Below are 23866 nucleotides of genomic sequence, written 5' to 3'. Positions count from 1 at the left end.
CTGTTAGCTTCGGGAAACAGTGTGGGTGAGGGTGGTGGTGGCTTTGGCCGGACGGTCGGTGCGGGTGCCGGTAATGGTCAGCGTCGCCGATCCGGGTGCGTCGCCTGCGGTTATGGCCACACGGGTGACTTTTATCCGCTTCTCCCACCGGGTAAGGGCCGTGGCGGTGGCGGCATAAAGCTTCTGCACCGTGGCCGGGCCAAAGGGCTGGTCGATAATCTCGGGCAGGGCTGAGCCATATTCGCGCCGCGCGATGCGCGATGCCAATGGCGTCGACAGGATGTCGTTCACCGATTGCTGCAAATGGGCATCGGATGTGGTGTCGAGCGCGGCCCCGGTGATGCGGTTCATGCTGGCGGTCATTGCGGGCCACCCGACAGATCGGTCCCGGTTTTGACGGCGCTGTGCTTGTGAGATTTGAGGCTGATGCCAGCGGCGGTGACGTCCTCATCTGCGGTGACGGATTTGGTGACCTTCAGGCCACCATCGATCACAACATCACCGGTGATCTTTATCCCGCCGGGGGCGGTGAGCGCCGCCGTGCCGCCATCGGTCAGGGTGGCGGTCAGGGTGTGGGATTTGGCGTCATAGGCAATGCGGGCCCCATCGGCATAGACGGTGGCATCAATGTCCGGATCATCTTCGGGGGCATCAAACGCATCGGAGTAGAGGCCGGGCAGCACGACACCGTTCTCGGTCTCGCCTTCGGGGCAGATCAGCAAACATTGCTCGCCCACCGTCGGGGCCGACCAGGTGCGGGTGTTACCGGCACGAACCGTGATCCACGGCAGCGGCCCGGTGGTCAGATCGCCGATGGTGACGGTGCATCGGCGCGCTTTAGGATCGACCGAGGCAATGCTGCCCAGCCGCGCGATGTCACCGATACTTTGTTCGGGGTTATCCATGCCCCGACAATGCCGCGCGCGTTATGACTTTGCGCGCGGCGGCACCTTGTGAGGCGCACTCACCAGATGAAAGTGCTTCGTGTCGGGGGACTTTGTCTATGCGGTTGTGCTTGCGTTGGCAGCCGTATCGCTGGCCGTGGCATCTGTTGGCACTGCGCTGGCAGCGGTTTCGATTGTGACCGGGGGCGCATCTGTGGCGCTGTCGGTTTCCGGGGCATTGGTGATAACGCCAAGGGCGATCTTGTTGGCGACGCCTAAGGCAACTTCAGCCACGCGGGTGGCGGTGGCGGCCTCGTCATAGGCCCCGTCACCATCAAAGCAGGCATTGACGGTCCGGGTGTGGGTGACGCCATCTTGTTCGAACGTCACACTGACGGTGCGGGCATCGGTGATATAGGGGGCAATGGTGGTCTGCATGATGGTTCCTTGTTAGCTTGTCGGCAGCACGACAAGATTGCCGCCGCCATAAAGGGTTATGTCGCTGCCGGTGGTGCGTTTGACGGCAAAGGTGTGATTGCCTGAGGAAAGCCCGGTCACCACCGCCATGATGGTGCAGGGGGCGATGACAAAATCCGATCCACCTGTGGCGCCGATCTCGGACACCGCGCCGGGCCACGGGGTGCCATCGACATAAAGCTGGGCGAAGAATGGCCCGCCACCGGTGCCCCAGTTGGCATGGAACAGCACCAGCGCATTGCCCGTGGTGACCGCGCGGACAATGTCGCCGCTCCAGGCTGTGGTGGCATCACTGCGGGTCGTGCTGTCGAGGCCCCCGGCATAAGCCCGTGTGGTGAGGTCCGATGCGTGATAACCGTCAACCGTGTCGGCATCCATGCCGGAGCCTGCACCGTCATTGCCCGAATGCCAGACGGGGTATTCGTTAGACGTGACAACAAACCCGCCGTCAGCGCGCATGCGTCCGGCGGTGTAGATGCTCTTGTCATTGAAGGAGCGAACCCATGTGGTGTCGGCCATATACCAGCCGCCCTGGTACGTGTCGTTAAACCAGCCTGTGGTTCCCGTGGAGCGGAACCATGCGGAGCAACTGACAGAACCCGTGATGCCACTGTCCCAGCCAGCGTACAGGCGCGTTGCCCCAAACGGGGTTCCAAAATAAGCAAGTGTCCCACCACCACGTCCGACAAAGAAATAATCGGTGCCGTTTTTATTGAACGTCAGACCGCCTTGCGAGTCATTGCAGATATGCCAGTAATTCCCGGCGGCATAACTGCTGTTGATGAGCTTGATGCCAACGCTGTCGCTGCTGCTGCCATTAACAGTAATCCCTCCAACGGTCGCGTTGACGGTCAGGTTTCCATTTATGGTGCCGCTGGTTGCCCAGATCGGACAATCAAAATGTGCGCTGCCACCATTGTTATAAAAACCGACGCGTGTTGACGGCCCACCGGAATAAAATCCACCACCTTCACCGGCGAAATAATCCCCATCGGCCATCACGCTGAGTGCGCCATTCTTCGTCATAAAGGTGATGTCACCCCCATTGACGTTATAGCCAAAGGCGTAGGCGTAGCCGTAGGTGTCGAACGTGTTCATCCACGTTCCGGTGGCCCGCAGGAAACTGGTGGCATGGTATCCATCCAGCATATCGGCATCAAAGCCAGAGCCGGAACCATCAACGGTTTGCAGCTTTGCCAGCACATCGGCGGCGGTGTAGCTGGTCGTGGTAAGCTTGGCGTTCAGCGTGTCTTGCAGACCTGTTACGTCCACGATGGCGTGCTTATGGCTGGCGGCGGCAAAGGCGGCGGTTTCCTGCAAGGCCGCAGATTTTATGCCCAGCGCCGTCAGCACATCCGCGGCCCCGGTCTTGGTGAGCAGCCCCTTGATAAAGGCCGATGGCGCGCCTGCGCCAAACCGGTCATCGAGCCAGCTTTTTACCGCCGTCAGCATGCCCTTGGGCGTGACGGCGCGTTTGGCATCAAGGCCGGTTGAGGCCTCGGCATCGGTCGCCAGTTCAACAATGCCCGCGACTTCCGTCGTGGCGGCGGGGTTCAGGAAATTGGTGTCACCGAAGGTGATCGCGGTGGCATCGCTGCCGGTGATCTGAATATCCACCGCCAGCATCAGCATCGAGCCGGTGGCTTTCTCCATGATCAGGGCATCGCCACTCCCGTACAGGCCAAACAGCGTGCCGTCGCTAAGGTAAAGCGCAAAGGCCCGTAAGGCATAGCTGTCGGCGCTGTCGTCACGGATGGTGATGTGAATGGTGTCGGCATCGGTCACCGTGCCGGAAAATGTGGCCAGCCGTTTGATCTCGCCGGGCAGCGTGGTGGCCGTGGCCGTGGCTGTGGGTGTGACGGCGGCGGCACTGATCCCGATGGCGCTGATGGTGACGGCGTTGGTGCCGGATGCGGCCACCAGTGCGGTGCGGCCCTTATCGGTGATGGTGATGGCAAGTCCGGTCATATCAAGTCCTCTTAAGCGGTCAGTGTCAGGCGGGCATAGGTGACGGGGCGGGCATAGGCGGTGAGTTTCAGCGCGTCGGTGACCGCAATGCCTTGTGTGAAGGTAAAATGTGATCGCACCGGCTTGGTGCGCTCGACCTCGGCAATCACGGCATCGACAAAGGCTGCCGTTGCGGGTTTGCCGTTCATGCTGGCAAGGGTAAGGGCCAGGTCAAACGTGTGCGGGATGCCGGAACCGCCTTCTTCCCACCATTCGCGCAAAGTGACGGCCCCGCCGAAACTTTCGACGACCGATGCCACAGATTCAGCGGTGCCCTTGCGCCGGGCGATGGCAATGGCGGCACGCACGCGGGCGCGTTTGACGGTCTCGGACCAGTCAGCCGACCAGCTATCGAGCGACAGCGACCACGCCAGCCACGGCAACAAACCTTCCGGGCAATCATCCGGTGACCACAGGGCGCGTATGTCGGTTTTTATGGCATCCAGCCGCGTGGTGGCGGCCTCTAGGGCCAGTTCCAGCGTGGTGGCATTGGGCGGTAATAACGATGCGGTTGTCATATTTGCCCTACCGCTTCGCTGCTTGAGGGCTTTTTCATTCGCCATTGCCCCCATAGGTCAGGGTGACGGCGGTGCAGTGTGGGGCCTGATTACGGGCGCACACAATGTCGGCGGTGGGCGATGTCAGAACGACATTCTGCACCCCATCGACATGCAGCGCGGCATAGATCCCCGACAGGGTCACATCGCGGCCCAGCCGCATGGCATCGGCGATATAGGTGGCAATCTTGGTCTCAGCCGCCGCCATAACAACCGAACTGTCCGGTCCGGAAAATGTCCTGATGGTGGCGCTGATCTGATAGGGGACGATCTCCGCCGATTGGACCTGTACGTAATCGGTAAGCGGTCTGCGGGTATCGGCGGAAAGGTAATCCTGCACCGTTTGGCACAGGGCGGCGGACGCGGCATCCCCGCTGCGGGTCAGGATCGAAACATTGACCTGTCCCGGCCAGACGGCCCCGTTCAGCGCCGTGGTCATCGCCGCCACCAGATCGGCGGATGCGTTCTGTGCCGCCAGTACCGAAAGAACCAGCGCCTTGATGTCCGCCGGATCAGGGCTTTCTGCCGATGCGTCCAGCACATCGGAACTGGCGGCCAGCGCGTGATAGATATAGGCCCCTTCCGGCCCGGCGACGGAATAGCTTTCCGGGGCGAGCGTCACCCGGCGGCGGAACACCGTGTCGGTCTCATAGGTGGCCGCAATCCCCTTGTCGGCATCGCCCGCATCCAGCACCAGCCGGGTAACCCCGAACAGCGCCGCGATATGGTCCAGATCGGTGCCGGTGGCATAGGCCAGCATTACCGCCTTGGCCGCATCGTTGATGCGCTGGCGCAAGGTAATCTCGCGGTACGCAAACACCTGCAGCAGCTTGGTGACCGGGTCGCTTTCCGACACCGTCAGGTCGGGCAGGATGGTCCGCGCCAGCGCCACATTGGCGGCAAAGATGGTTTCGAAGTCGAGGGTTTCGACCACGCCCGGCGCGGCGAGGTTCGACAGATCAACGGCGGTATAGGTGGACGTGCTGCTCATGCGGCCACATTCGTCGTGTGGCCGCCATCGTGGCTAGTGGGCGCAGTTGGAGAGTGGGACTAGCAAGGTGGGATATGTGCGATCACTATGCCGCATGGCTGAGTTGTTGAAAGAGCGTACTCAATCAGCAACGATTATTATTCATTGGGGAAGTGTGTTTTGTGGGGAGGGAGCTCTGCTGTTTAGCCAACGATATAACGAAAATTGGTTTGAAATGAATATACGATATTGCTCTTCTATATCGCTTGATGGTTCTATTCCGTTAATACATTGGTGCTCATGGATGAATTCATCGATCTCGTTTTGGCTAACTGTAGGGATAGGAACAAACTTTAGATTTGCTGGGTTTATACCGTCTAATTGTTCTCTTGATGCGCGAATTCGAATTTTTTTTGCATGATCTTCCCCTCCCTCACTAACAACATGAAATTTATGCATAGAAAATTCCAAGCTGTTTTTTTCATAAAAATACAGCCGTCCATGACACAAAGCTTCCCATTTGGGAGAAACGATAGATTTTTTGTTATCATCAAAGGAAACCCAACGGATACGGGCTAATCTGGTTTGATGAAAATAAATGTCATAGTAACTTACAGAATTATTGTCTGTTATAATTTCACCTCTTGTCCACTCATCATGGCAAGAAATAAAATCTTCTGCACCTTCAACCCGTATTGTAAATTCTGGAAACGTTTTGTGAAACCACATTGCGTTACCGTTGAACGTATCTTGTTCCCAATCATTATAATAATCTAAATATTTATGAGCTTTTTCTATGGCAGATAAGTTCAGACCAAACCTTTCACGCCACATAGTTTCTACTTGATCTGGCGTAGCAGATTTGTCTTTGGGTGTATTCCTATCTTCTGTGCGCGTATAGATGGCATAACTTCTAACATCACAGTATTTTTCTGTTAAATAATATGGCTTCAAGTAACGATTTTCGATAATTAGAACCTCTATTTCTTTTTCTTCTAGGACTACAGTATCCAAGCGCACATCAGGATACCGATTGAATGCGAATTTTGTTTGGTTGTCGCTCAATAAGCCGATTATATCAGCCTGCGTTTTATGTGGTGTTGTATCTTTAATACCCACAATTTTAAAATCATCAGAAACGCCATAAATTATATATCTTGGGCCGTCATGATCAGCATTTGCTAAGCAAAGAATGTCATGCAACAGATCGGCATTTTGGGTGTGATGCGCTACTTTGAAGTCCCAGTACGGTCCTTCTTTCCTAAGATTTATAAGTTTATTGATTTCATCTTTTAAGTTTGAATTATCTATCATTTGCCTCACCGACTTAGATGCATGTTAACATAATTTTGAGCGCAAAAATAGATTTCGTGGGGCTTGGGTTATGTCGTTTTGACGATTAGTCACGCGGCTGCGTGGATATCTGCTTTCTGTCTTCTCAATCTATTCACATCACGCCCTCAAACGCCTTCATAAAAGCATCGAGCAACATGGCCCGGTCGGCGGCGGTGAAGCCGAGCAGCGTGCGGCGCGGGTAGGTGATGGCGCTGGCTCTGGCGGCGGGCTTGTCTTTCAAGCCTTCCTGATGGATACGGGCAATCTGGGCCGCCCGACCGGAGAAGCCAACCCACAATTCTGTGTCATCATTGCCGGATCGCAGGAACTTCGGCGAGGCCAGTTTGCGGAACATCATCTTGCGGCGGATCGCGCCTTTGCGCGGTAAGCCGCCACCTGCGTTGCGGTAGGCGGCGGGCACGGGCAGCCATTTGGTGATCTTGTCATAAAAGAAACTGCGGATGCCCTCGGCCTCGATATCGAAGCCGGTCATCATGCCATGGGCGATGGTGTAGCTTTTCAGGATCACGCGCCGGGGCGTGCCCGATCCGCCTTCGGGGTAGAGAAAGCTCACCGCATAGCGGCCTTGTTTGGGCGGCTCTTTCTTGTGGCGCGGGGCGAAGTCGGTGCCGTCCGGCTCCTGCTGGCTTTTGATGCGGGCGCGCTGGCGGGCGGCCAGATCGCGCGCCATGCGGCGTAACAGTGACCGGCGGGCCGCTGGCGACAGTTTCTCAAGCAGCGCGCCCGCAATCTTCTCGACCTCGGCCAGATTGTCGCTCATGGGGCGGGTGTTCCGTCATCCTGTCCGGCAAGCAGTTCGGTAAAGCCGTAACCCTGCCGGAACTGCGCATCGAGACCGGGGACGAGTTCTTCCGGCTTTGGCGGTGCTGGATAACGGATGTCATAGCCGCTGCCGTCACTTTTACGCGTAGCGATAACCGCCTCGGTCAGTTCCAGCTTGAAGGTGATGTCCATACTGTCGGTATCGAGGATCTCGGCCTCGAACTGGATGGGCTGATCGTCGGCACGCTGTAACAGTTCGGGCTGGTTGCGCTCGATCCACGCCAGCAACGGCACGACGATACTGTTGGTATCGCCGGTAAAATCGCAGAACAATACGGTCAGGGTGTAGCGGTATTCAAAGGCGGCATTACGGCCTTTGCGCGTGGCGATGGCCCCGGCATCAAGGAAGATCAGCAGCCGGTCGGGATCAGATTTATAGTCGGGCAGGCACTGGGTCAGCCAGCGGCGTAAATCATCAGCTTTTCGCATTGTCTTTTACCCATTGGCGCACGGCCTTCAGCTTGGTGCGGCAGTCATCACCCGCCGCCCACAGATCGGTGATGTATTCCCCGACGCGGGCCTGATCTTTGGTTTGTGGCACGGCGGGGGCCTCGGTGCAGATCAGCAGCGGTTCGGGCGGCGGCATATACTCAATCTGAATGCGCGTTGTCGGTTTGGAGCTGGCGCAGCCCGTCAAGAGCAGCGCGAAGCTGAGGGCCGACAGTGCTGCAATCACCCTGTGACGGTGTGGCATGATAGATGTTCCTTTTGATCTGGCTGACAGCCGTGGCGCGGGCATTGGTGGCCGCAGCATCCACCGCCACGGCATGGGCCGAGGAGGCAGCGTTTTCTTTAATGGTGGCGATTTCCTTGCGGTTGGCGGAATTGACCGCCTGCGCCGCCACAAGCTGGCGGTTCAGGGCATCGACCTGCCCATAGAGATGCACGCCATAAAGGATGGCGGCGAGGACAATCAACGCGGCAAGCGGGATCAGCAAAAGCCGCCAGTTTTTGGCCGCCCAGTCCAGTATCGTGGTAAGCATTACAGCAGACATAGTTCACGCTCCTGTGCGCGCCGGGCGGGGATGCCCGGACAGTTGCTTTGTTTTTTGCGGCAGTCTTTGCCCGCCACAATCACCCAGCGTGGCAGCTCGTTACATGCGCCACGGCGGTCACCGGCGTTGAGTTTGCGCATCAGGGTGGATTTAGCCGCGGCAGGCTCGCCGACATTGAAGACAAAGTCGGCAAGTCCTGCGCGCTCAGGCTCACTCATCGGCACATGGACCATACGGTCAAGCGCATCAAAGGCGTGGCCCATATCGGATTTGAGAAAGGCGTTGCACTGATCTTGCGTCACGCGCTGGCCGGGCTTTACGCCTGCCGTGTGGCCATGGCAGATGGTCCAGACTTTGGCACCATCCTGATAGGCGCGAAGGCTTACCCCTTCGGATTCACTGGCGAGCTGGGTGGCAATGACAGATGCACCCGCCCCGGCGGCGATCAGGCTCAGCACGGTTTTGGACAGGCGCGATCCGCTCATCAGACACCTGCCTTACCGAACAGGGCCAGCAGCCGCTGCCGGAGGTTCTTCAGCCGGGTGATCAGTGCGGCTTTAAGCTTGTTCCACAGCGCCGGGTACTGCGCCCGGTATTTGGGCAGCAGCAGGCCGATCTGCAGCGCGACATAGGCGATAGTGATAATCGCCACCCAGTCATTCAGCGTCAGTTGCGACCAGATCGTTCCCGCAGCGGCGGGGGTAATTTTGATGGCGGCGGTGTACTCGTCTTGCATGGTTCTCATTCCTGATGATGGGTCTGATTATAGTTGGCTAGTCCCAGAGCTGGATAAGACTGCGGGTCTGTTTGCCTGTGGTGGTCGTGACGGTGGCGGGCAGGGTGATAATGGTGCCTTTCGGCAGCACTGTGCCCAGATCGGCCAAACCGGGATTAGCCGCCAGCACCGGGGCGATGGCTGCGGGGCCTAAGCTAGCTTGCCGCCACAACAGGGCATCCAGCGTATCGCCCTGCCGGGCGGTCAGGCGCAGATCTGCGGTGACGGTGGCCATCAGATCAGCTCCACATTGGTGCGAAGCCGCCCCAGCATGTCACGGATGGCGTGGGTGCCATCGCGGCGCATGTCGTCAGCGGTGCCGTTCAACTCGTCGATGTTCTTGCCGCCTGCGCCGGTGGTATCGAAGTCGCGCATGCGCTCGATCAGCTCGGCCTTGGTGAACATGGCCACCGCGCGGTTGTAGAGGTGGATCAGGCGTGATGCCCCATCAAGTTGCACTGCGGGCACATCCGCCAACCGGGCATGGCCTGTGGCCATCTGCGCTGCCGCCCATGCGTCCAGATCGCGGGCCACCGTGATGATGGCGGCGATGACCGATGCCCGTAAGCGCTCGTTGGTGATGGCGCTGGGCACGCGGGCGATGTCGCGGATGGCAGCAAGATCAATGTCGGGGAAGAACCCGTCATTGGTGACGGGCGCCACCGTTGTGCTGTTATCGGTTTTTGTGGTGCCATCTTCGGGAAGGGAAATAAAACCCGCCATGGTCAGATCCTTGGTAGAAGAAAACCCGGCGGTGGGGATCACGTCAGCGTCAGGCTTAAGCCCTGTCATCGGTGATCCGCCGCCGGGGCGCCGGGGGGCGAGCTGGTTTAGTCTTTGGTTGCCTTGGCCAAACCTTCTTTATGAAGGCGCAAGGCCCGTTCGATCTGTTCGATGACCTTCTTCACCCCGCAACGGCCATCAAAGCCCTGTGCTTTACGCAAAGCCTCTGCGGCCTGTGTCAAAAGGTCAGTGGGGTCGGTGGCATCTTCCGCATTGGCTGTTTCAACGTTGGCCTGGCGGTGCAGTTCCAGTCCGATGGCCTTGTGCAGCTTGGCGCGCACCTCGTCGGGCATATCCGCTTTTGTCGTCATGTCTTCGGTCAACAACAGGATGTCGAGGTCGAAGGGCTTTTTCTCGGCCAGATCACGAAGGGCCGCGTCGGCGATTTCTTCGGTCACTGTGGTGGCGGCATCGCGCTGGTAACGCGCGGGCATGGCAAGCTGGTGGGACAGCATGTAGTCGGCGATTTCCAGCGCGCCGGTGTAATCGGCGGTGTCGATACGCCAGACCATGACGGTGGCCAGAATGTCATCGGCAACCCGGTCACCAGGGGCAGCCGCTTCCATCATGCCATCGCAGAAGGCGGCATAGTCGGGCAGTAATTTGCGCTTGGCTGCAATCTTGGCCCTGATCGATTTGATGGCATGCAGGCGCTGCATATCCGCCTGGAACCGCATGTAAACTTGCGCGGCAATGGTTCCGCCAGCGGGGGGATTCCCGCTGGCGGTTTCTGCCGCTGACACCGTAACGCCTGAAGCCGCTTTGGTGCTTACGCTCATTTTTCCGGCCATACGTTCACGGTGCTCGCGTGCAAGGCTCATGGTGCCGTCCTCCTTTACGCTTTAGGCTTTCTTGCCCATGACGATGTTCTCGACCAGGGCGGTAAAGCCGTAGTCCTCAACGACATAGGCTTCGTTCCAGCTCTCGAAGTTCTTGATGCAGTCTTCGTCCGGCACATCGAGAATGGCGCGGCGGCGGGTGCCGTTCTGCCAATAGATCGACAGATCGGCCAGCGTGGTGATCAGCATCGCGCCCGCCGGGAAGTAGGGCACGCTGATCGCCGGTTTACCGCCCAGCTGCTTGGCAGACTTCAAGACCTGATCACGGGCCACGATCTCGGTGGCGGTATCGCCCGCCTTGCTGATGATCGGAAAATACTTGTCGTGCATCAGATCGCTGCCGCAAATCACCACCAGATTGGGATCTTCGCGCGCCCACGGGTCCAGAAGCTGCATGGCGTCGGTCGCCAGGGCATCAAGGTTCTGGTAATCAACATCGGTGCCTTCCGTGCCCGCGCCGACATAGATCCTGGCATCAGCCAGGGCGCCCTTGGCCAGATGACGTTCCGGGGCATTGGCACGGATCTTCTGCAGCCAGCCGATGTTCACGTCCTGCAACAGCGGGTTCTTGGCCGCATCGGTGTTGGCCTCTGCGGTCAGGCCGTTCCAGCCGATCAGGATGCGGTCGAGGCCCTGCCGGGTGACGATGGCATCGCGGATGCGGGTCTGGAAATCCTTGAACTTGGCCCAGGCGTCGAGCTTGGCATAGGTGATGCGGGTATCGAAGTTGGTCTTGACGCATTCATATTTGTTCGAGCGCAGACCAGTGGGATCAACCGTGCCGCGCTTGGTGCCCTTAGAGGTATCGGTGCGGCTGGCAATCGGGCCGGAGACCATCAGGGCGAGGGCTTCGCCGACCTGCTCATCGACCGGGACGATATTGACCATTTGCAGGAAGGCGCTGCTTTGCTGCGTGGCGGTTTCCAGCGTCTGCTGAATGGTTGGCTCGACCGAGAAAGAGGCGACGTCACTGGTATCGGTGAGCGCGTTCAGCTCGGCAATGCGCGCGGTGTATTCCTTGTACTTGGCGCGGGTCTGGTTCTGCATGGGGTACCTTTCGGGGACGGGAGATGGGGGAATAGGAAACGGGGAGGTGCTTTCGCGGGATCAGCAGTTGGTCTGGATTTTGCCATCACCGCCGGTGGCCGGGGCGCGGAAGGCGCGGGGGGCTTCTGTCTCGGATAGCTCGGCCTTCAGATCCGCGAACTGGCCTTTCAGCGCGGCGAAGTCCTCGGCCAGTGTGCTGGCTTTGGCTTCACTCGCCTTGGCAGCGGTGCTGAAGGTTTCCAGTGCGCGGGTCAGGTCCGTGAAGGCCGCCGGATCAATCGCGGGGGCATCAATGCCAGATCCTGCGACCGGTGCGGTCGGTTCGGGTTTGGGTTCCTGCGGCTTCTGCTCTTTGGCCGTAAACAGCGCCACGATCTGGTGCAGCGCGCCGGTCAGCTTGTCGATGGCGCTGCCTTGCGCGTTTGCGTCTGCGCTGGCCTCAAAGGTGATGGCGGCTTCTTCGGCGGCGGTGAACAGATTGGCCGGATTCTGCTTGCGGGCATCAAACACGGGTTTCAGGGCGCTAAAGTGCAGCGCTTCGCAGCCTAAGCTTGCCGGGTTATCGGTGATGGCCAGGCCGACCAGGCCCGCCTTGCCGGTGGCGGCAAAGTTGGTGGCAACCTCGACCGAGGTGAAGATCTTCTGCCCGGCCTTGACGGTATCGACCAGATTGTCATTGGCATCGAGCTGGGCAAACAGCGCCAGACGTTTGACCGGTTTGCCATCCAGTTCCAGCGTGATCTCTTCGGCTTTGACTGCCGCGACCGAGCCATAGGCATTAAACGGCGCGTCGGGCGAGAAGCCCTTGATATGTTCGCAATTGATGCGGGCGGTGTAGGTGGCCGGGTTGTACCCGGCGGCCATCTGCTCGATCCAGTCGCGGCTGATCGTGCGGCCGTCAGTCGTTGCGCCTTCAACAGCGACGCGGAAAAAGCCAGTTTTCATGTAAGGCTGCCTCAAGAGGGTTTTCGTGATGGTTGCTCGTTCTGTGCTGCCGATAGGGGCGCAAGTGACGCGTGCTTCTCAAGGTGGCGCATCTGGTGAGGCGCACTCTCCAACTGAACAGCCTGTAGCGGGCGTCAGACGGGCGGCATCAATGGGCGATGACCGAAGATGTTTCCCCTGAGACTATTGCCGCCACGCCTTTCGATGCCCGCCGCAAAGCGCGCTCGCTTTATTGGCGTTTATGGTCTGTGTCGCAGATCGCGCATGAATTGGGGATCGAAGCCGCCACCGTTCGTTCATGGAAGCATCGCGACAAGTGGGATGACGCGCCCAGCATTGCCAAGCTGGAAGACTGCCTTGAGGTGCGCTTCATGGCGCTGGTGGCCAAGGAGCAAAAGACCGGCGGTGACTTTAAGGAGATCGATCTTCTGGGCCGCCAGATCGCCACGCTGGCGCGGGTCCGCCGCTTTGAAGCCCCCGGCGGCCATGAAGGCGATCTGAACGAGAAGGTCGGTAATCGTAATAAGGGGGAGCGCAAGAAGCCCAAACGCAACCACTTCACAGTTGAGCAGGCCGAGAAGCTGCGGGAGCTGTTCGAAAGCCAGCTCTTTGGCTATCAGAAGGTCTGGGCGGCGGCGGGGCAGCAACGCATCCGCATGATTTTGAAGTCCCGCCAGATCGGGGCGACCTATTATTTTGCCTTTGAGGCGCTGCTGGACGCCATCGAGACCGGACGTAATCAGATATTCCTGTCCGCCTCCAAGGCGCAGGCGCTGCAGTTTCGCTCCTATATCGTGTCGTTCGCCAAGCTGGTCGGTGTGGATCTGGCCGGTGATCCGATGCTGATCACATCCGAAGTGATGGGGGCCGAAGCCCCCGCCGCCGAGATGCATTTTCTGGGTACCAATTACCGCACGGCGCAGGGACGGCACGGCAATTTTTACTTTGACGAGTTCTTCTGGACCCATGGCTTTGAGGAGCTGAACAAGGTCGCCTCCGGCATGGCGATGCATAAGAAATGGCGCAAAACCTACTTCTCGACGCCATCAACCATTGCCCATGCCGCCTATCCCTACTGGACCGGGGAACGGCGCAACCGCAAGCGCAAGAAGGCCGAACAGGTCGAGATTGATATTACGCACGCGGCGCTGACGGCTGGCCGTTTGTGCGAGGACAAGATCTGGCGCCATATCGTCACCATCGAGGATGCTGCCGCATCGGGCTGCGATCTGTTCGATATTGACGAGCTTCGCGACGAATACGCCGCCGACGAGTTCGCCAATTTGCTGATGTGCGAGTTTGTCGATGACAGCCTGTCGGCCTTCAAGTTCAACGATCTGGTGGCCTGTGGTGTCGACAGCCTGGTCGAATGGACCGACTTTAACCCGGTGGCCGCAAAGCCCTTTGGCAACAAGCCGGTCTGGGCAGGTTACGATCCGCAGGACAGCGTCGACGGTGACAATGCCGCCCTGGTCATTGCCGCCCCGCCGTCCGAGCCGGGCGGAATATTCCGCATTCTGGAGCGCCACCAGCTGCGGGGTATGGATTTTCAACAGCAGGCCGAATTTATCCGCGCCATCCTGTCCAGATATCACTGCACCTATTTGGGGATTGATGCCACCGGCATCGGATCTGCGGTCTATCAGCTCTGCCGCGACTGGATGCCGAACGTGACCAAGATCGAATATTCGATCGAGGTCAAAGCCACCATGGTCATGAAGGCCCAGAACGTGGTCAGCCGCCACCGTGTCGCCTTTGATGCCAGCCTGACCGATCTGATCGGCAGTTTTGTCGCCATCAAGAAGGCACTGACCGCTTCCGGTCGCTCGCTCACCTTCAAGGCTGGTCGCGGCTCCGAAACCCGCCACGCTGATCTGGCCTGGGCAACTATGCACATATTCCTCAACGAACCACTGGACGGCAAACCCGCACAGCTCGGCAGCATGGAGATTATCTGATGACTGAAATCATTGAAGCCACGGAGGCCACGGCAGACGGGCAGGTTGTGCCAGTGGAAGCCGGTGGCAGTGACGGGCAGGGTGAGGGCGCTGGCGGGGGCGTGAAGGTTTTTACCTTTGGTGAGCCGGAACCGGTGCTGGCGCACCGCCTGCTGATCGATTACCTCGAATGCCCGGACAATGGCCGCTGGTATTATCCGCCGCTGCCGTTTGAGGGGCTGGCGCGGGTGTTCAACTCCTCGCCCCATCACGCCTCGGCCATCCAGCTGAAGCGCAACCTGATCGTTGGGGCGTTCAAGCCGTCGAAGTATCTCTCCCGCACCACGATGCGGGCCTTGGTGCAGGATTATCTGGTGTTCGGTAACGGCTATCTGGAACGGATCGACAACCGGCTCGGCCAACCCTTACGACTTGAGCATATTCTGGCCAAGTATACCCGCCGGGGCGTGAAGGACGGCGACTGGTGGTTTGTGCCTTACGCGTGGAAGGAAGAACAGCTTGCCCCCGGCAGTGTGTTCCAGCTGCGCCAGCCCGACGTTAATCAGGAGATTTACGGTCTGCCCGAATATCTGGCCGCGCTCAATGCCTCGCTGCTCAATGAAGCCGCAACCTTGTTCCGGCGCAAATATTACGAGAACGGCTCCCATGCCGGGTTCATCCTCTATGCCACCGGTCAGTTCAATGAGGGCGACATCGACGCGCTGAAAGATGCATTGCGGAAATCAAAGGGGCCGGGCAACTTCAAGAACCTTGTCGTGCAGGCCCCGAACGGTAAGCCGGACGGCATCAAGATCCTGCCGGTGGCTGAGGTTGCGGCAAAGGACGAGTTCCTCGGTATCAAGAACACCACGCGCGACGATGTGCTGGCCGCCCACCGGGTACCGCCGCAGCTCCTCGGCATCGTGCCGACCAATGCCGGTGGTTTCGGCAAGGTGTCTGAGGCCGCCGACAGCTTCTTTGAGCTGGAGATCCAGCCCATCATGCGCGAGCTTGAGACCATCAACGACTGGCTGGGTATCGAGGCCGTGGTGTGGCAGCCGCGTCAGCCATTGGCGGCTAAGCCCGCCGCCTGATCCGTCATACAGTCCTGATATGCAAAAGCCGCAGGCGATCCCGTCAGCGGCTTTTTCGTTGCGCCCAGGGCGGCGAGGGCGGGGTATCGCAGGGGTATAATGTCCTACTGATGGGGTAGGAGGTTGGCCGGCTGGGGGGCACCCCGTCCTGCGCGCTTTTCCCCCCGCCTCGCCCGCGCGCTTTTCGGGTCGCTTTTGTTGCACCCACAACACCCCTCAGGGCAGTGGGAGAAACGGGGCAATCCGGGCCTGATCTGGTGTCCCGATGGGGCTAAATCAGTGTTGCAGTTTGTTGCAAGGTCGTTGGAACCATACTAATAAGCTTCTTACTATCTGATTGAGGATATCATTTGCACCACATTAATGTAATCAGCCTTAGAGCTTAACATAAATTCATAGTGGTTGAAGTCATATGGAGAATCGGTAGATGTTTAGTTTTATTAAATTATTTAATATGGGAGTGAGTGGTGAAGCGAGCTTCTCAAGGTGAAATTATATCTTCGGGTAGTGTTGATACTCCATATCTAGCTCCTATTATCTCAAGTCCGGAGACTTTGCGTGCAGAGTATCGTCTTCGTAGGGATGCGTACGAATTCACCTCTATAGCTCGTACAGATGAAACCTTATATTTGGCAAAAGGTTGGGAATTACACACCCCGGGAGCTACTCGCGTTCGCCTTCGCCGTCCGAAATCCCACTTCGAGCTTCTAGAAGACCGTATTTGGATCTTATTATATAAACTCGGTTATCCGGTCCTGAGCGGTCATAATTTTACATTTAAGTGTAATACCACTGATGCAGTAGGCGGTAAAAGAAAGATACAGGTCTTTGCCAAAGATGATGAAACTTGCTTTGTTGTCGAATGTAAATCTCGAGAACAGCGAGGTACCCGCTCATTACAAAAAGAATTACAGGAAACAGAAGAATCTAAAAAATCAATATCAGATTCTATACGAAAGCATTTTGGTGTTGGGTATAAGCCAAAAATAATTTGGGTATATGTGACATCAAATATAATATGGAGTCAAAGTGATATAGAGAAAGCAAACTTCTGTAATATTCATGTAGTTACAGAGAATGACCTTCAATATTTTGAGACTTTTTCAAACCATTTAGGAACTGCTGGGAGATTCCAATTTTTATCTGAATTTCTTCAGGGTCAACGCATTCCTAATTTAGAAAATGTACGTGTTCCCGCGATAAAAGGTCGTTTTGGTTCGCGCGTTTTTTATAGCTTTGCCATTTCTCCGAGGCATTTACTTAAAATATCTTTTGTAAATCACCAAGCTATAAGCCATCCTGATAGTGGTCCTGCTTATCAGCGTATGATTAATAAAGGTAGAATAAAAAAAATACGTGATTTTATTTCTAATGGTGGTTTCTTTCCTACAAACATACTTGTTAATTTCACAGACAAATGTAGGTTCGATTACTTGCAAAAAGAAAATACAATCGACGATGGTATAAAGTTTGGGTGGTTGTATCTTCCAAATAAATATAAATCTGCATGGATTATTGATGGTCAGCATAGATTATATGGTTTTACAAATATAGATGATAAGTTTTTAGATGAGACCCTATTTGTGCTTGCTTTTGAAGTTCTTGATAAGAAGACTGAAGCGGAACTTTTCATAACAATAAATCATGAACAAAAAAGCGTGCCCAAAAGCTTGTTAGTTTCATTACAAGCTGATTTGAAATTGGGCTCAGATGACCCAAAGGAGGCTTTAAGCGCGCTTGGGTCTGCCTTGATTAAATCTCTTTCATTAGATGCCAGCAGTCCATTTTTTAGAAGGGTTATTGTTCCTGATATCCCCCCTGATGATGCGCAAAACCTTACCATTGCAGAAATAGTAAAGGGGGTAATTAGGTCTGGTCTGTTTGGCCGAGTAGTAAATAGGGGGCATGTAGTCCCAGGCGTTCTTTCAGACTCGACAGATAGAAAGGCTCTTTCTCGGGGCAGGAGGATCTTGAATTGTTATTTTAGGGCAATAATGGATGCGAATCCTGAACGTTGGCAGTCTGGTCGTGCTTCACATATTTCGGTCAATCCAGGGGTTCGGGCTCACCTTCTACTGATTAGCGAAATAGTAAAATATATAGAAGATAAAGATAAAATTGATTTGAGATTAGAGAACGAAGAAAATGTATCTAAACGTATAATAAAATTTATTAATCCTATTTTGTTGTATTTAAATAATTCTAATGACGCACAAATAGAAAGTAAGTTTTCAAAGAAGTTTGGTGAGGGAGGGGTTGTTGCTTACTATTACAATCTTTGTGAATTGCTTCTCTCAGAGCACCCCGATTTTGGATCGAAGGAGTTTCACGATTACCGTAGTAGCCAATCAGATGCCAGAAATGATCAGATTAGGCGAGATGTTTTAGATATACAAAAGCTAATACTCGATGTCGGACTTAAAATGTTGAAAAAACTACATGGTGTTAATGAAGGTGTGTCTGGGGATCGTGCATTTTGGGAGGATGGCATTGAAAATATGGATATTAAAATTGAAGCTACACGTAAACAACAGATGAGCCCACGGGACAAAAGGGCGCCAAAAGAAGCATACTTGGATATCGTTGATTACATGAAAATAGCTCGACAGCAAAATAACTGGCCTGAATTTTCAAAGGTTTTCAACATTAAAATGCCATCAGAAAATAAAGGTAAGACATATTATCTGGATTGGATTGAGAGAATTAATCAACTTAGAAGAACCGCTGCCCATCAGTCAGCGCTACGCGTGTTCCAAGAAGCTGATTTTGATTTTGTTAACTGGCTTAAAGGCGAACTATACAGCAAGGTGAGTATTGCAGGGTATAGTGTTGATGAGTAATTTTTATTATCTAATACGTTTTTATAACTAGTTCTGCCACTTTGTGGCGATAATTACTTTTTCCAGCGATAATACTGTTCCGTTCTATCGATTGGATGTGGGCAATACCGCTGTATAACTTACGTATTGATTCATGATCAGCATTGGTGAGGAGTATTCGCACACCTCTTTTTGTGGCACGTTGAATTGCTGCTTGTAGACGTTCTTGATCAGACCAAGAAAATATATTTTCGTTGTACTTAGCAAATCCATTTGAATTGTGAGACGTAACATAAGGGGGGTCAATGAAAATAAAGTCATTACGCTCAGACCTATCTATTATAGGTTCAAAATCTGAAGTTAATATTTTTTTGTTTTCAAGTAATTTAGAAATAGACTTAAAGTCATCTGCTGGTGAAAAAATTGTATTTTTTGTTCCTAAAGGAACATTGAATTTTCCTTTTAGGTTAACACGATACAGCCCATTCCAGCAAACACGGTTAAAGTATAAAAACTGAGCAGCCCTTTTATATTCTCCTCTATATTCACGCAGTCGTTCTGCGTAATAAAAATCTGAATTATGGCGTTCTTGGTATTCTTTTAAATGCGAGGTTATCTTTTGCCAATCGTCACGAATCGCGGAGTATGTTTCGATTAGTCGTGAATTAACATCTGCTAAAACTGCATTTTCAGGCTGCAAACAAAAGAATATAGCTCCACCGCCTAGGAATGGTTCTAAGTATCTGTTATATTTTGTGGGAAGGTTTTGCATTAAAAATGGTATAAACCAACGCTTTCCACCCGCCCATTTGAGAAATGGCATTAAAGATTTGCTATTTTTTATTATACTTGGTTGCTGTGTGATTGTCATTAATTTAGAAATCCTATTTATTGAAAGTTCCAAACACTTTAAAAGTATATTTATTCTGTATAATACAAGGAAATTTTATAATTTTGCATTTTTAAGTGATACGTTTTTCATTGTTACGCTGGTTTTGTATAGCATTTTATTTACTCAATGCAATATTTATTGGTTGGGATGAGGACGTGGCGTTTCTAGTTTGTGATAGCTGCAATTAGCTCACACACATGTTGGTTCCGCTGCCCAGTCAGAGTTTTACAAGTTTGGAGTGGCTCATGTTTTGATATCAGACGATCCGGAGGACTTCATCGACTGCTTCCGGCTTGCGTTCAATCACCATGAGATAGGCGCGCATAGCCCCGTCCGGCGCAGAGCGACGCTGTTCCCAGTCCCGTACGCGGGCGACGTTGAAGCCGTAGCGCGTGGAAAACTCGGACTGAGTGAGCTTGAGACGCTTCCGAATGGCACGTACGTCCAGCTCGTCCGGAATGTGGATGCGATAGGTGCCTGGAGCCGCTTCGCCTTTGGCAATGGCCACAGCTTCAAGCGCGCCTTCCATAATCCCATCAAACACTTTCTTACTCATCTTACTCATCTTACGCTCCTTCGCTTGGTCGCCGGTTTGTGATAGGCGGCGATAATCTGCTTGCTCACGGCCTTAAGGGCGTTTCGTTCAGCCTTGGAGAGATTGTCCTTGTCCCCCTTGCTGTAGATGTCGATCAGGAACACGGGGATCGTTGGGCCAGAAAAGAACGTCACCAGACGATATCCACCGCTTTTGCCTTTCCCGCGCCCGGCAACCCGCACTTTGCGGAACCCGCCGGTGTCCTTTATCTCGTCCCCGCATTCAGGATCGTCCGCCACCATGTCGATGATTTCGTCGACCTGCAGCTGGGTCAGTCCGCATTCGCGGGCCGATTTGATGAAATGAGGGGTTTCAATGACCGTTTGCATAGCCTGTATTGTACGGAATTTCCGTACCCCTTGTCAATGTAAATGTACGGAATTTCCGTAGTAGTGAGCGTTGTCGTCGATCCAACAAATGGCCTAAAATGACCATTTGGGGGCGCGAAAAAATTGGAAATTTACCGGAAAACGCGGGCTGTGCCGGTTTAGGAAACCGTTGCTCTATCCGGCTGAGCTACGGGGCCACTTTTAAAATCAATGACTTGCGGTGCGCTGGGCGAAAACAACATTTCCCGAAATCATTATCCAACTTTTGCTCCGGATTTGTTCCGGCGCGCAAGTCTTTTTTCCGGGATGGAGCGCATAGCCCTTGCGCCGGGCAGACGTAATCGCTGGCGGCCGTGGGGGGCAGCCCTAAAGCGCGCCCCACCGGGGCCTTTGCACGATGATGGGGTTAGTTCTTCACGCTGTTGGCGAGGATCTGATCGATAACGTCGGTTACGATGCTGTTACTGTGCATCAGCTTCGGGCGCACGATGGCAGGATGAAATCCCATCTCCGGCTCATTCAGCGGGTAGAGCCGTGCCCCATCGGGGTGGTAGCCGCGGGTTTCGGTCTCGGGCAGGATGGCGATGGCCCCCATATCGGCGCACCAGATATCCTGAATAATTCGGACATCCGGACAATCCATCGCGACATGAACAGGAATGTTTTTCGAGTGAAACCAGCGGATGAAACGTTCATAGCTGCCGGAAGCCGTCGGACGGCGTAGCAGAATAAGCGGATAGGGGGCGATATCCTCCATATGCAGGGCCGATCCCCACTCGGGCTTTATAATGCTTTCCGGAACGACAAGCGTGCACCGCGTGGTCGGCAGCGTATCAACGATAAAGTCGGTGTTTTCCGGCGGCTGCTGCATCAGCGCGAAATCGATGCAGCGCTGGTCGAGCATCGAGGTGAGCCAGTCACTGTCGCCGAGCATGACCCGCAGCTTGACATTCGGCTGACGCCGACAAATTTCTCTGAGTGGCGCCGTAATGAAAGACGCACAGGTGGACGAGACGCCAACAACAATCCACACCGGGGTACATTGGCTGGCCTTCATCTCTTCCGAGAGAGCATCAACCTCCGAGAGAATAAGCCTGGCGCGATCATAGAGCAGGCGGCCTTCTTCCGTCACCTGCAAGCTGCGTGGCCCGCGGACAATCAGTTGCACGCCGAATTCTTCTTCAAGCTCTTTTAAGCGCAGGCTGAGGGGAGGTTGCGCCATGTTGAGCGCAACGGCCGCTTTGCTGATCTGGCCATGCTCAACGATGGCACAGAAATATCGCAACCGTCTCAAGTCCATATCCATATCTCCCTGATATGGAAGAAATATCGCAACGGTATTTTTTATGCCAGCGGCGATGTGCGTAATCATAAAATTATAAATAACGAAAATGAGGCTGATCCGCACAGTAAACGCCAGCTCCGTTGATACAAAAAATGACGATCGTTTCTCAAAACAGCTTGTTTTCAAACGGTTTTATTCTTTGTACTGCCGATCTGCCTTGTTGCCGATGGAGGTATGAATGGTTTCGAAAACGAAGGTCACTCCCGAAGACGTGATTGATTTACGTTCTGCGTTGGCCTTACTTGAGCAGACGCCCGGTCAGTTAGTCACAACGGATGAACCCGTTGATCCGCTTGCGGAATTGTCGGGTGTCTACCGTTATGTTGGTGCCGGTGGTACCGTCCAGCGTCCGACGCGGCGTGGTCCGGCCATGATCTTCAACAAGATCAAAGGGTATGATGACGCGCGAGTGCTGATTGGTTTACTCGCCAGCCGCGAGCGCGTTGGTATGATGCTGGGCTGCGAGCCCCGCAAACTGGGCTTTTTCCTCAACGATGCCGTCAAGAACCCGATTGCCCCGGTGGTGGTTGGTCCTGAAAAGGCACAGTGCCAGGAAGTGGTTCATCTGGCGACGGATCCGGGCTTTGACGTGCGCAAGTTGCTGCCAGCCCCGACCAACACCGAAGAAGATGCCGGCCCGTATTTCACCATGGGTATGGTTTACGCGGAAGATCCCGAAACGGGTGCACACGACGTCACCATTCATCGCATCTGCGTGCAGAGTGCTGATGAGCTGTCGATCTACTTCGTGCCGGGCCGTCACATTGACGCCTTCCGCATGAAGGCTGAGGCGGCGGGCAAGCCCCTGCCGGTTTCTATCAGCATCGGCGTTGATCCGGCGATTGAGATTGGTGCCTGCTTTGAAGCCCCGACCACGCCGATTGGCTTTGACGAGCTGTCGGTGGCGGGTGCCATTCGTAAGCGCGCGGTTGAGCTGTCGAAGTGTCTGACGGTCAATGCCCTTGGCATTGCCAATGCAGAAATCGTCATCGAAGGCGAGCTGCTGCCGAATGTGCGTGTTCGTGAAGATCAGAACACCAACTCGGGCAAAGCCATGCCGGAATTCCCCGGTTATACCGGTGAAGCCAAGGCTGCGGTGCCGGTCTTCAAGATCAAGGCCATCACCCATCGCCTTCATCCCATCATGCAGACCGTCATTGGTCCGTCTGAAGAACATGTCAGCATGGCGGGCATTCCGACCGAAGCCAGCATTCTGTCGATGGTCGAAGCGGCCATGCCGGGCAAGCTTTTGAACGTCTATGCCCATTCGTCGGGCGGCGGCAAATATCTCGCCGTGCTGCAGTTCAAAAAGTCATCGCCGGCAGACGAAGGGCGTCAGCGTCAGGCGGCTCTGCTGGCCTTCTCGGCCTTCTCAGAGCTGAAGCATGTCATTCTGGTCGACGAAGACGTTGATCTGTTTGATACCAACGATGTGCTGTGGGCCATGCAGACCCGCTATCAGGGTGACGTCAGCACAATCTTCATTCCGGGGGTGCGCTGCCATCCGCTTGATCCTTCGCAGTCACCGGAATTCAGCCCCTCGATCAAGGTGGCGGGAACCTCGTGCAAGACGATTTTTGACTGCACCGTGCCCTATCCGTTGAAGGATAAGTTCCAGCGCAGCAAATTCAAAGAAGTCGACGTTAAGCGTTTTCTGCCTGACTTCAATCCTGAAGCGTAAGGCAAAAATGGGTTCCTCTTAAAACAGGAACAGTGCGTGAGAGGACTACCTTGCTGCTTTCTGTACATCGTGCAGAAGGCAGCAAGGGTTTTTTAAAATACGCCCAGCCGAGAGTGTATGATGAGCAAACCGCGTATTGTTGTCGGTATCAGTGGTGCTTCTGGTTTTCAGTATGGCATCAAGGCTCTTGAACTGTTGCGGGATCTGGATGTTGAAACACATCTTGTCATGTCCAAGGGCGCCGAGCTGACCCGCCATTACGAGACCGACCTCAAAAGTGATGATGTCTGTGCCATGGCAGATGTTGTTCATCCCATTGGTGATCTTGGTGCATCGATTGCAAGTGGTTCCTTCCAAACCCTTGGAATGCTGGTTGCACCGTGCTCCATGCGTACGCTTGGAGCGATTTCTTCAGGGATCAGCGACAATCTTTTGACCAGGGCGGCTGACGTGGCGCTGAAAGAGCGGCGTCGGCTGGTTCTGATGGCCCGTGAATCCCCGCTGCATCTGGGTCACTTACGCAACATGGTCGCTGTGACCGAGATGGGGGGCGTTATCTTTACTATGGCCCCGGCTTTCTACATCAAGCCGAAATCCATCGACGACATCGTTTTGCACACTGTTGGCCGGGCGCTCGACATGTTCGGACTGGACGTAAAGTCCCTCCGCAGATGGTCTTAAGGCCCATAAAATCCTCTCAGATCTAGGTTTAAACAC

At 54.9% G+C, this 23866-nt stretch carries 27 protein-coding genes; 5 read left to right on the top strand and 22 right to left on the bottom strand.

Annotated elements, in window-relative coordinates; all coding sequences use genetic code 11:
* Nucleotides 1–3 precede the first annotated feature (3 nt).
* The 18 genes from ACZ5RI_RS12550 to ACZ5RI_RS12465 form a co-directional block, all read right to left on the bottom strand.
* Nucleotides 4–363: a GPW/gp25 family protein gene (locus tag ACZ5RI_RS12550; protein WP_464513553.1), complete on the bottom strand. Its 360-nt coding sequence runs from the start codon at nt 361–363 to the stop codon at nt 4–6.
* Complete coding sequence (locus ACZ5RI_RS12545) at nt 360–905, bottom strand: phage baseplate assembly protein V (protein WP_464513552.1); 546 nt, start codon at nt 903–905, stop codon at nt 360–362. The genes ACZ5RI_RS12550 and ACZ5RI_RS12545 overlap by 4 nt, the downstream gene beginning before the upstream one ends.
* Before the next feature lie 96 nt (nt 906–1001).
* Entirely contained in the window at nt 1002–1322 is a 321-nt protein-coding gene (locus ACZ5RI_RS12540) for a hypothetical protein (protein ID WP_464513551.1), read from the bottom strand.
* Nucleotides 1323–1334: 12 nt separating this feature from the next.
* Nucleotides 1335–3329 (bottom strand): shufflon system plasmid conjugative transfer pilus tip adhesin PilV, encoded by a 1995-nt coding sequence (pilV, locus tag ACZ5RI_RS12535; protein WP_464513550.1) that lies wholly within the window; start codon nt 3327–3329, stop codon nt 1335–1337.
* A gap of 11 nt (nt 3330–3340) precedes the next feature.
* Complete coding sequence (locus tag ACZ5RI_RS12530; RefSeq protein ID WP_464513549.1) at nt 3341–3886, bottom strand: phage tail protein I; 546 nt, start codon at nt 3884–3886, stop codon at nt 3341–3343.
* Between the two features lie 34 nt (nt 3887–3920).
* On the bottom strand, nt 3921–4916 hold the full coding sequence (locus tag ACZ5RI_RS12525; RefSeq protein WP_464513548.1) for a baseplate assembly protein: 996 nt from the start codon (nt 4914–4916) through the stop codon (nt 3921–3923).
* Between the two features lie 141 nt (nt 4917–5057).
* The gene (locus ACZ5RI_RS12520; protein ID WP_464513547.1) at nt 5058–6209 is read right to left on the bottom strand and encodes an AlbA family DNA-binding domain-containing protein; all 1152 of its coding nucleotides are present in this window, start codon (nt 6207–6209) and stop codon (nt 5058–5060) included.
* A gap of 133 nt (nt 6210–6342) precedes the next feature.
* Entirely contained in the window at nt 6343–7011 is a 669-nt protein-coding gene (locus tag ACZ5RI_RS12515; protein ID WP_464513546.1) for a phage virion morphogenesis protein, read from the bottom strand.
* The gene (locus ACZ5RI_RS12510) at nt 7008–7502 is read right to left on the bottom strand and encodes a phage tail protein (RefSeq protein ID WP_464513545.1); all 495 of its coding nucleotides are present in this window, start codon (nt 7500–7502) and stop codon (nt 7008–7010) included. Before ACZ5RI_RS12510 ends, ACZ5RI_RS12515 begins: the two co-directional genes overlap by 4 nt.
* Entirely contained in the window at nt 7489–7659 is a 171-nt protein-coding gene (locus ACZ5RI_RS12505) for a hypothetical protein (protein ID WP_464513544.1), read from the bottom strand. The genes ACZ5RI_RS12510 and ACZ5RI_RS12505 overlap by 14 nt, the downstream gene beginning before the upstream one ends.
* A 4-nt stretch (nt 7660–7663) precedes the next feature.
* Entirely contained in the window at nt 7664–8068 is a 405-nt protein-coding gene (locus ACZ5RI_RS12500; RefSeq protein WP_464513543.1) for a hypothetical protein, read from the bottom strand.
* Nucleotides 8056–8553 carry a lysozyme gene (locus ACZ5RI_RS12495; RefSeq protein ID WP_464513542.1) on the bottom strand — a complete coding sequence of 166 codons (498 nt, stop codon included), beginning with the start codon at nt 8551–8553 and terminating at the stop codon, nt 8056–8058. Before ACZ5RI_RS12495 ends, ACZ5RI_RS12500 begins: the two co-directional genes overlap by 13 nt.
* The gene (locus ACZ5RI_RS12490; RefSeq protein ID WP_464513541.1) at nt 8553–8804 is read right to left on the bottom strand and encodes a hypothetical protein; all 252 of its coding nucleotides are present in this window, start codon (nt 8802–8804) and stop codon (nt 8553–8555) included. The genes ACZ5RI_RS12495 and ACZ5RI_RS12490 overlap by 1 nt, the downstream gene beginning before the upstream one ends.
* A 37-nt stretch (nt 8805–8841) precedes the next feature.
* Nucleotides 8842–9078, bottom strand: coding sequence for a tail protein X (locus ACZ5RI_RS12485; RefSeq protein WP_464513540.1), 237 nt, complete (start codon nt 9076–9078; stop codon nt 8842–8844).
* Nucleotides 9078–9635: a head completion/stabilization protein gene (locus tag ACZ5RI_RS12480; protein WP_464513539.1), complete on the bottom strand. Its 558-nt coding sequence runs from the start codon at nt 9633–9635 to the stop codon at nt 9078–9080. The genes ACZ5RI_RS12485 and ACZ5RI_RS12480 overlap by 1 nt, the downstream gene beginning before the upstream one ends.
* Before the next feature lie 38 nt (nt 9636–9673).
* On the bottom strand, nt 9674–10447 hold the full coding sequence (gene gpM, locus ACZ5RI_RS12475) for a phage terminase small subunit (RefSeq protein ID WP_464513538.1): 774 nt from the start codon (nt 10445–10447) through the stop codon (nt 9674–9676).
* 21 nt (nt 10448–10468) lie between these two features.
* Nucleotides 10469–11512: a phage major capsid protein, P2 family gene (locus ACZ5RI_RS12470; protein WP_464513537.1), complete on the bottom strand. Its 1044-nt coding sequence runs from the start codon at nt 11510–11512 to the stop codon at nt 10469–10471.
* A gap of 60 nt (nt 11513–11572) precedes the next feature.
* A complete protein-coding gene (locus ACZ5RI_RS12465) occupies nt 11573–12457 on the bottom strand; it encodes a GPO family capsid scaffolding protein (RefSeq protein WP_464513536.1) in 885 nt (294 codons plus the stop codon).
* 158 nt (nt 12458–12615) lie between these two features.
* On the opposite strand from ACZ5RI_RS12465, the gene ACZ5RI_RS12460 reads away from it, so the two are divergent.
* From ACZ5RI_RS12460 to ACZ5RI_RS12450, 3 genes are all read left to right on the top strand, one after another.
* The gene (locus tag ACZ5RI_RS12460; RefSeq protein WP_464513535.1) at nt 12616–14415 is read left to right on the top strand and encodes a terminase large subunit domain-containing protein; all 1800 of its coding nucleotides are present in this window, start codon (nt 12616–12618) and stop codon (nt 14413–14415) included.
* Entirely contained in the window at nt 14415–15488 is a 1074-nt protein-coding gene (locus ACZ5RI_RS12455) for a phage portal protein (protein WP_464513534.1), read from the top strand. Before ACZ5RI_RS12460 ends, ACZ5RI_RS12455 begins: the two co-directional genes overlap by 1 nt.
* A gap of 467 nt (nt 15489–15955) precedes the next feature.
* Complete coding sequence (locus tag ACZ5RI_RS12450; RefSeq protein WP_464513533.1) at nt 15956–18328, top strand: DGQHR domain-containing protein; 2373 nt, start codon at nt 15956–15958, stop codon at nt 18326–18328.
* A gap of 10 nt (nt 18329–18338) precedes the next feature.
* Here ACZ5RI_RS12450 and ACZ5RI_RS12445 read toward each other — a convergent pair whose 3' ends face one another.
* From ACZ5RI_RS12445 to ACZ5RI_RS12430, 4 genes are all read right to left on the bottom strand, one after another.
* A complete protein-coding gene (locus ACZ5RI_RS12445; protein WP_464513532.1) occupies nt 18339–19178 on the bottom strand; it encodes a DNA adenine methylase in 840 nt (279 codons plus the stop codon).
* Nucleotides 19179–19455: 277 nt separating this feature from the next.
* Nucleotides 19456–19755 (bottom strand): helix-turn-helix domain-containing protein, encoded by a 300-nt coding sequence (locus tag ACZ5RI_RS12440; protein WP_464513531.1) that lies wholly within the window; start codon nt 19753–19755, stop codon nt 19456–19458.
* Nucleotides 19756–19760: 5 nt separating this feature from the next.
* On the bottom strand, nt 19761–20123 hold the full coding sequence (locus tag ACZ5RI_RS12435; protein ID WP_464513530.1) for a type II toxin-antitoxin system RelE/ParE family toxin: 363 nt from the start codon (nt 20121–20123) through the stop codon (nt 19761–19763).
* A 406-nt stretch (nt 20124–20529) separates the two neighbouring features.
* A complete protein-coding gene (locus ACZ5RI_RS12430) occupies nt 20530–21594 on the bottom strand; it encodes a LysR family transcriptional regulator (protein WP_464513529.1) in 1065 nt (354 codons plus the stop codon).
* A 52-nt stretch (nt 21595–21646) separates the two neighbouring features.
* Between ACZ5RI_RS12430 and ACZ5RI_RS12425 the strand changes: the two genes are divergently transcribed.
* On the top strand, nt 21647–23149 hold the full coding sequence (locus ACZ5RI_RS12425; protein WP_464513528.1) for a UbiD family decarboxylase: 1503 nt from the start codon (nt 21647–21649) through the stop codon (nt 23147–23149).
* A gap of 120 nt (nt 23150–23269) precedes the next feature.
* Nucleotides 23270–23830 (top strand): UbiX family flavin prenyltransferase, encoded by a 561-nt coding sequence (locus tag ACZ5RI_RS12420; RefSeq protein ID WP_464513527.1) that lies wholly within the window; start codon nt 23270–23272, stop codon nt 23828–23830.
* Nucleotides 23831–23866: the final 36 nt, after the last annotated feature.

The sequence above is a fragment of the Micropepsis pineolensis genome (genome assembly GCF_055392125.1).
The sequence above is the reverse complement of the archived record's forward strand: the minus strand, read 5'-3'. Positions and strand labels throughout refer to the sequence as shown.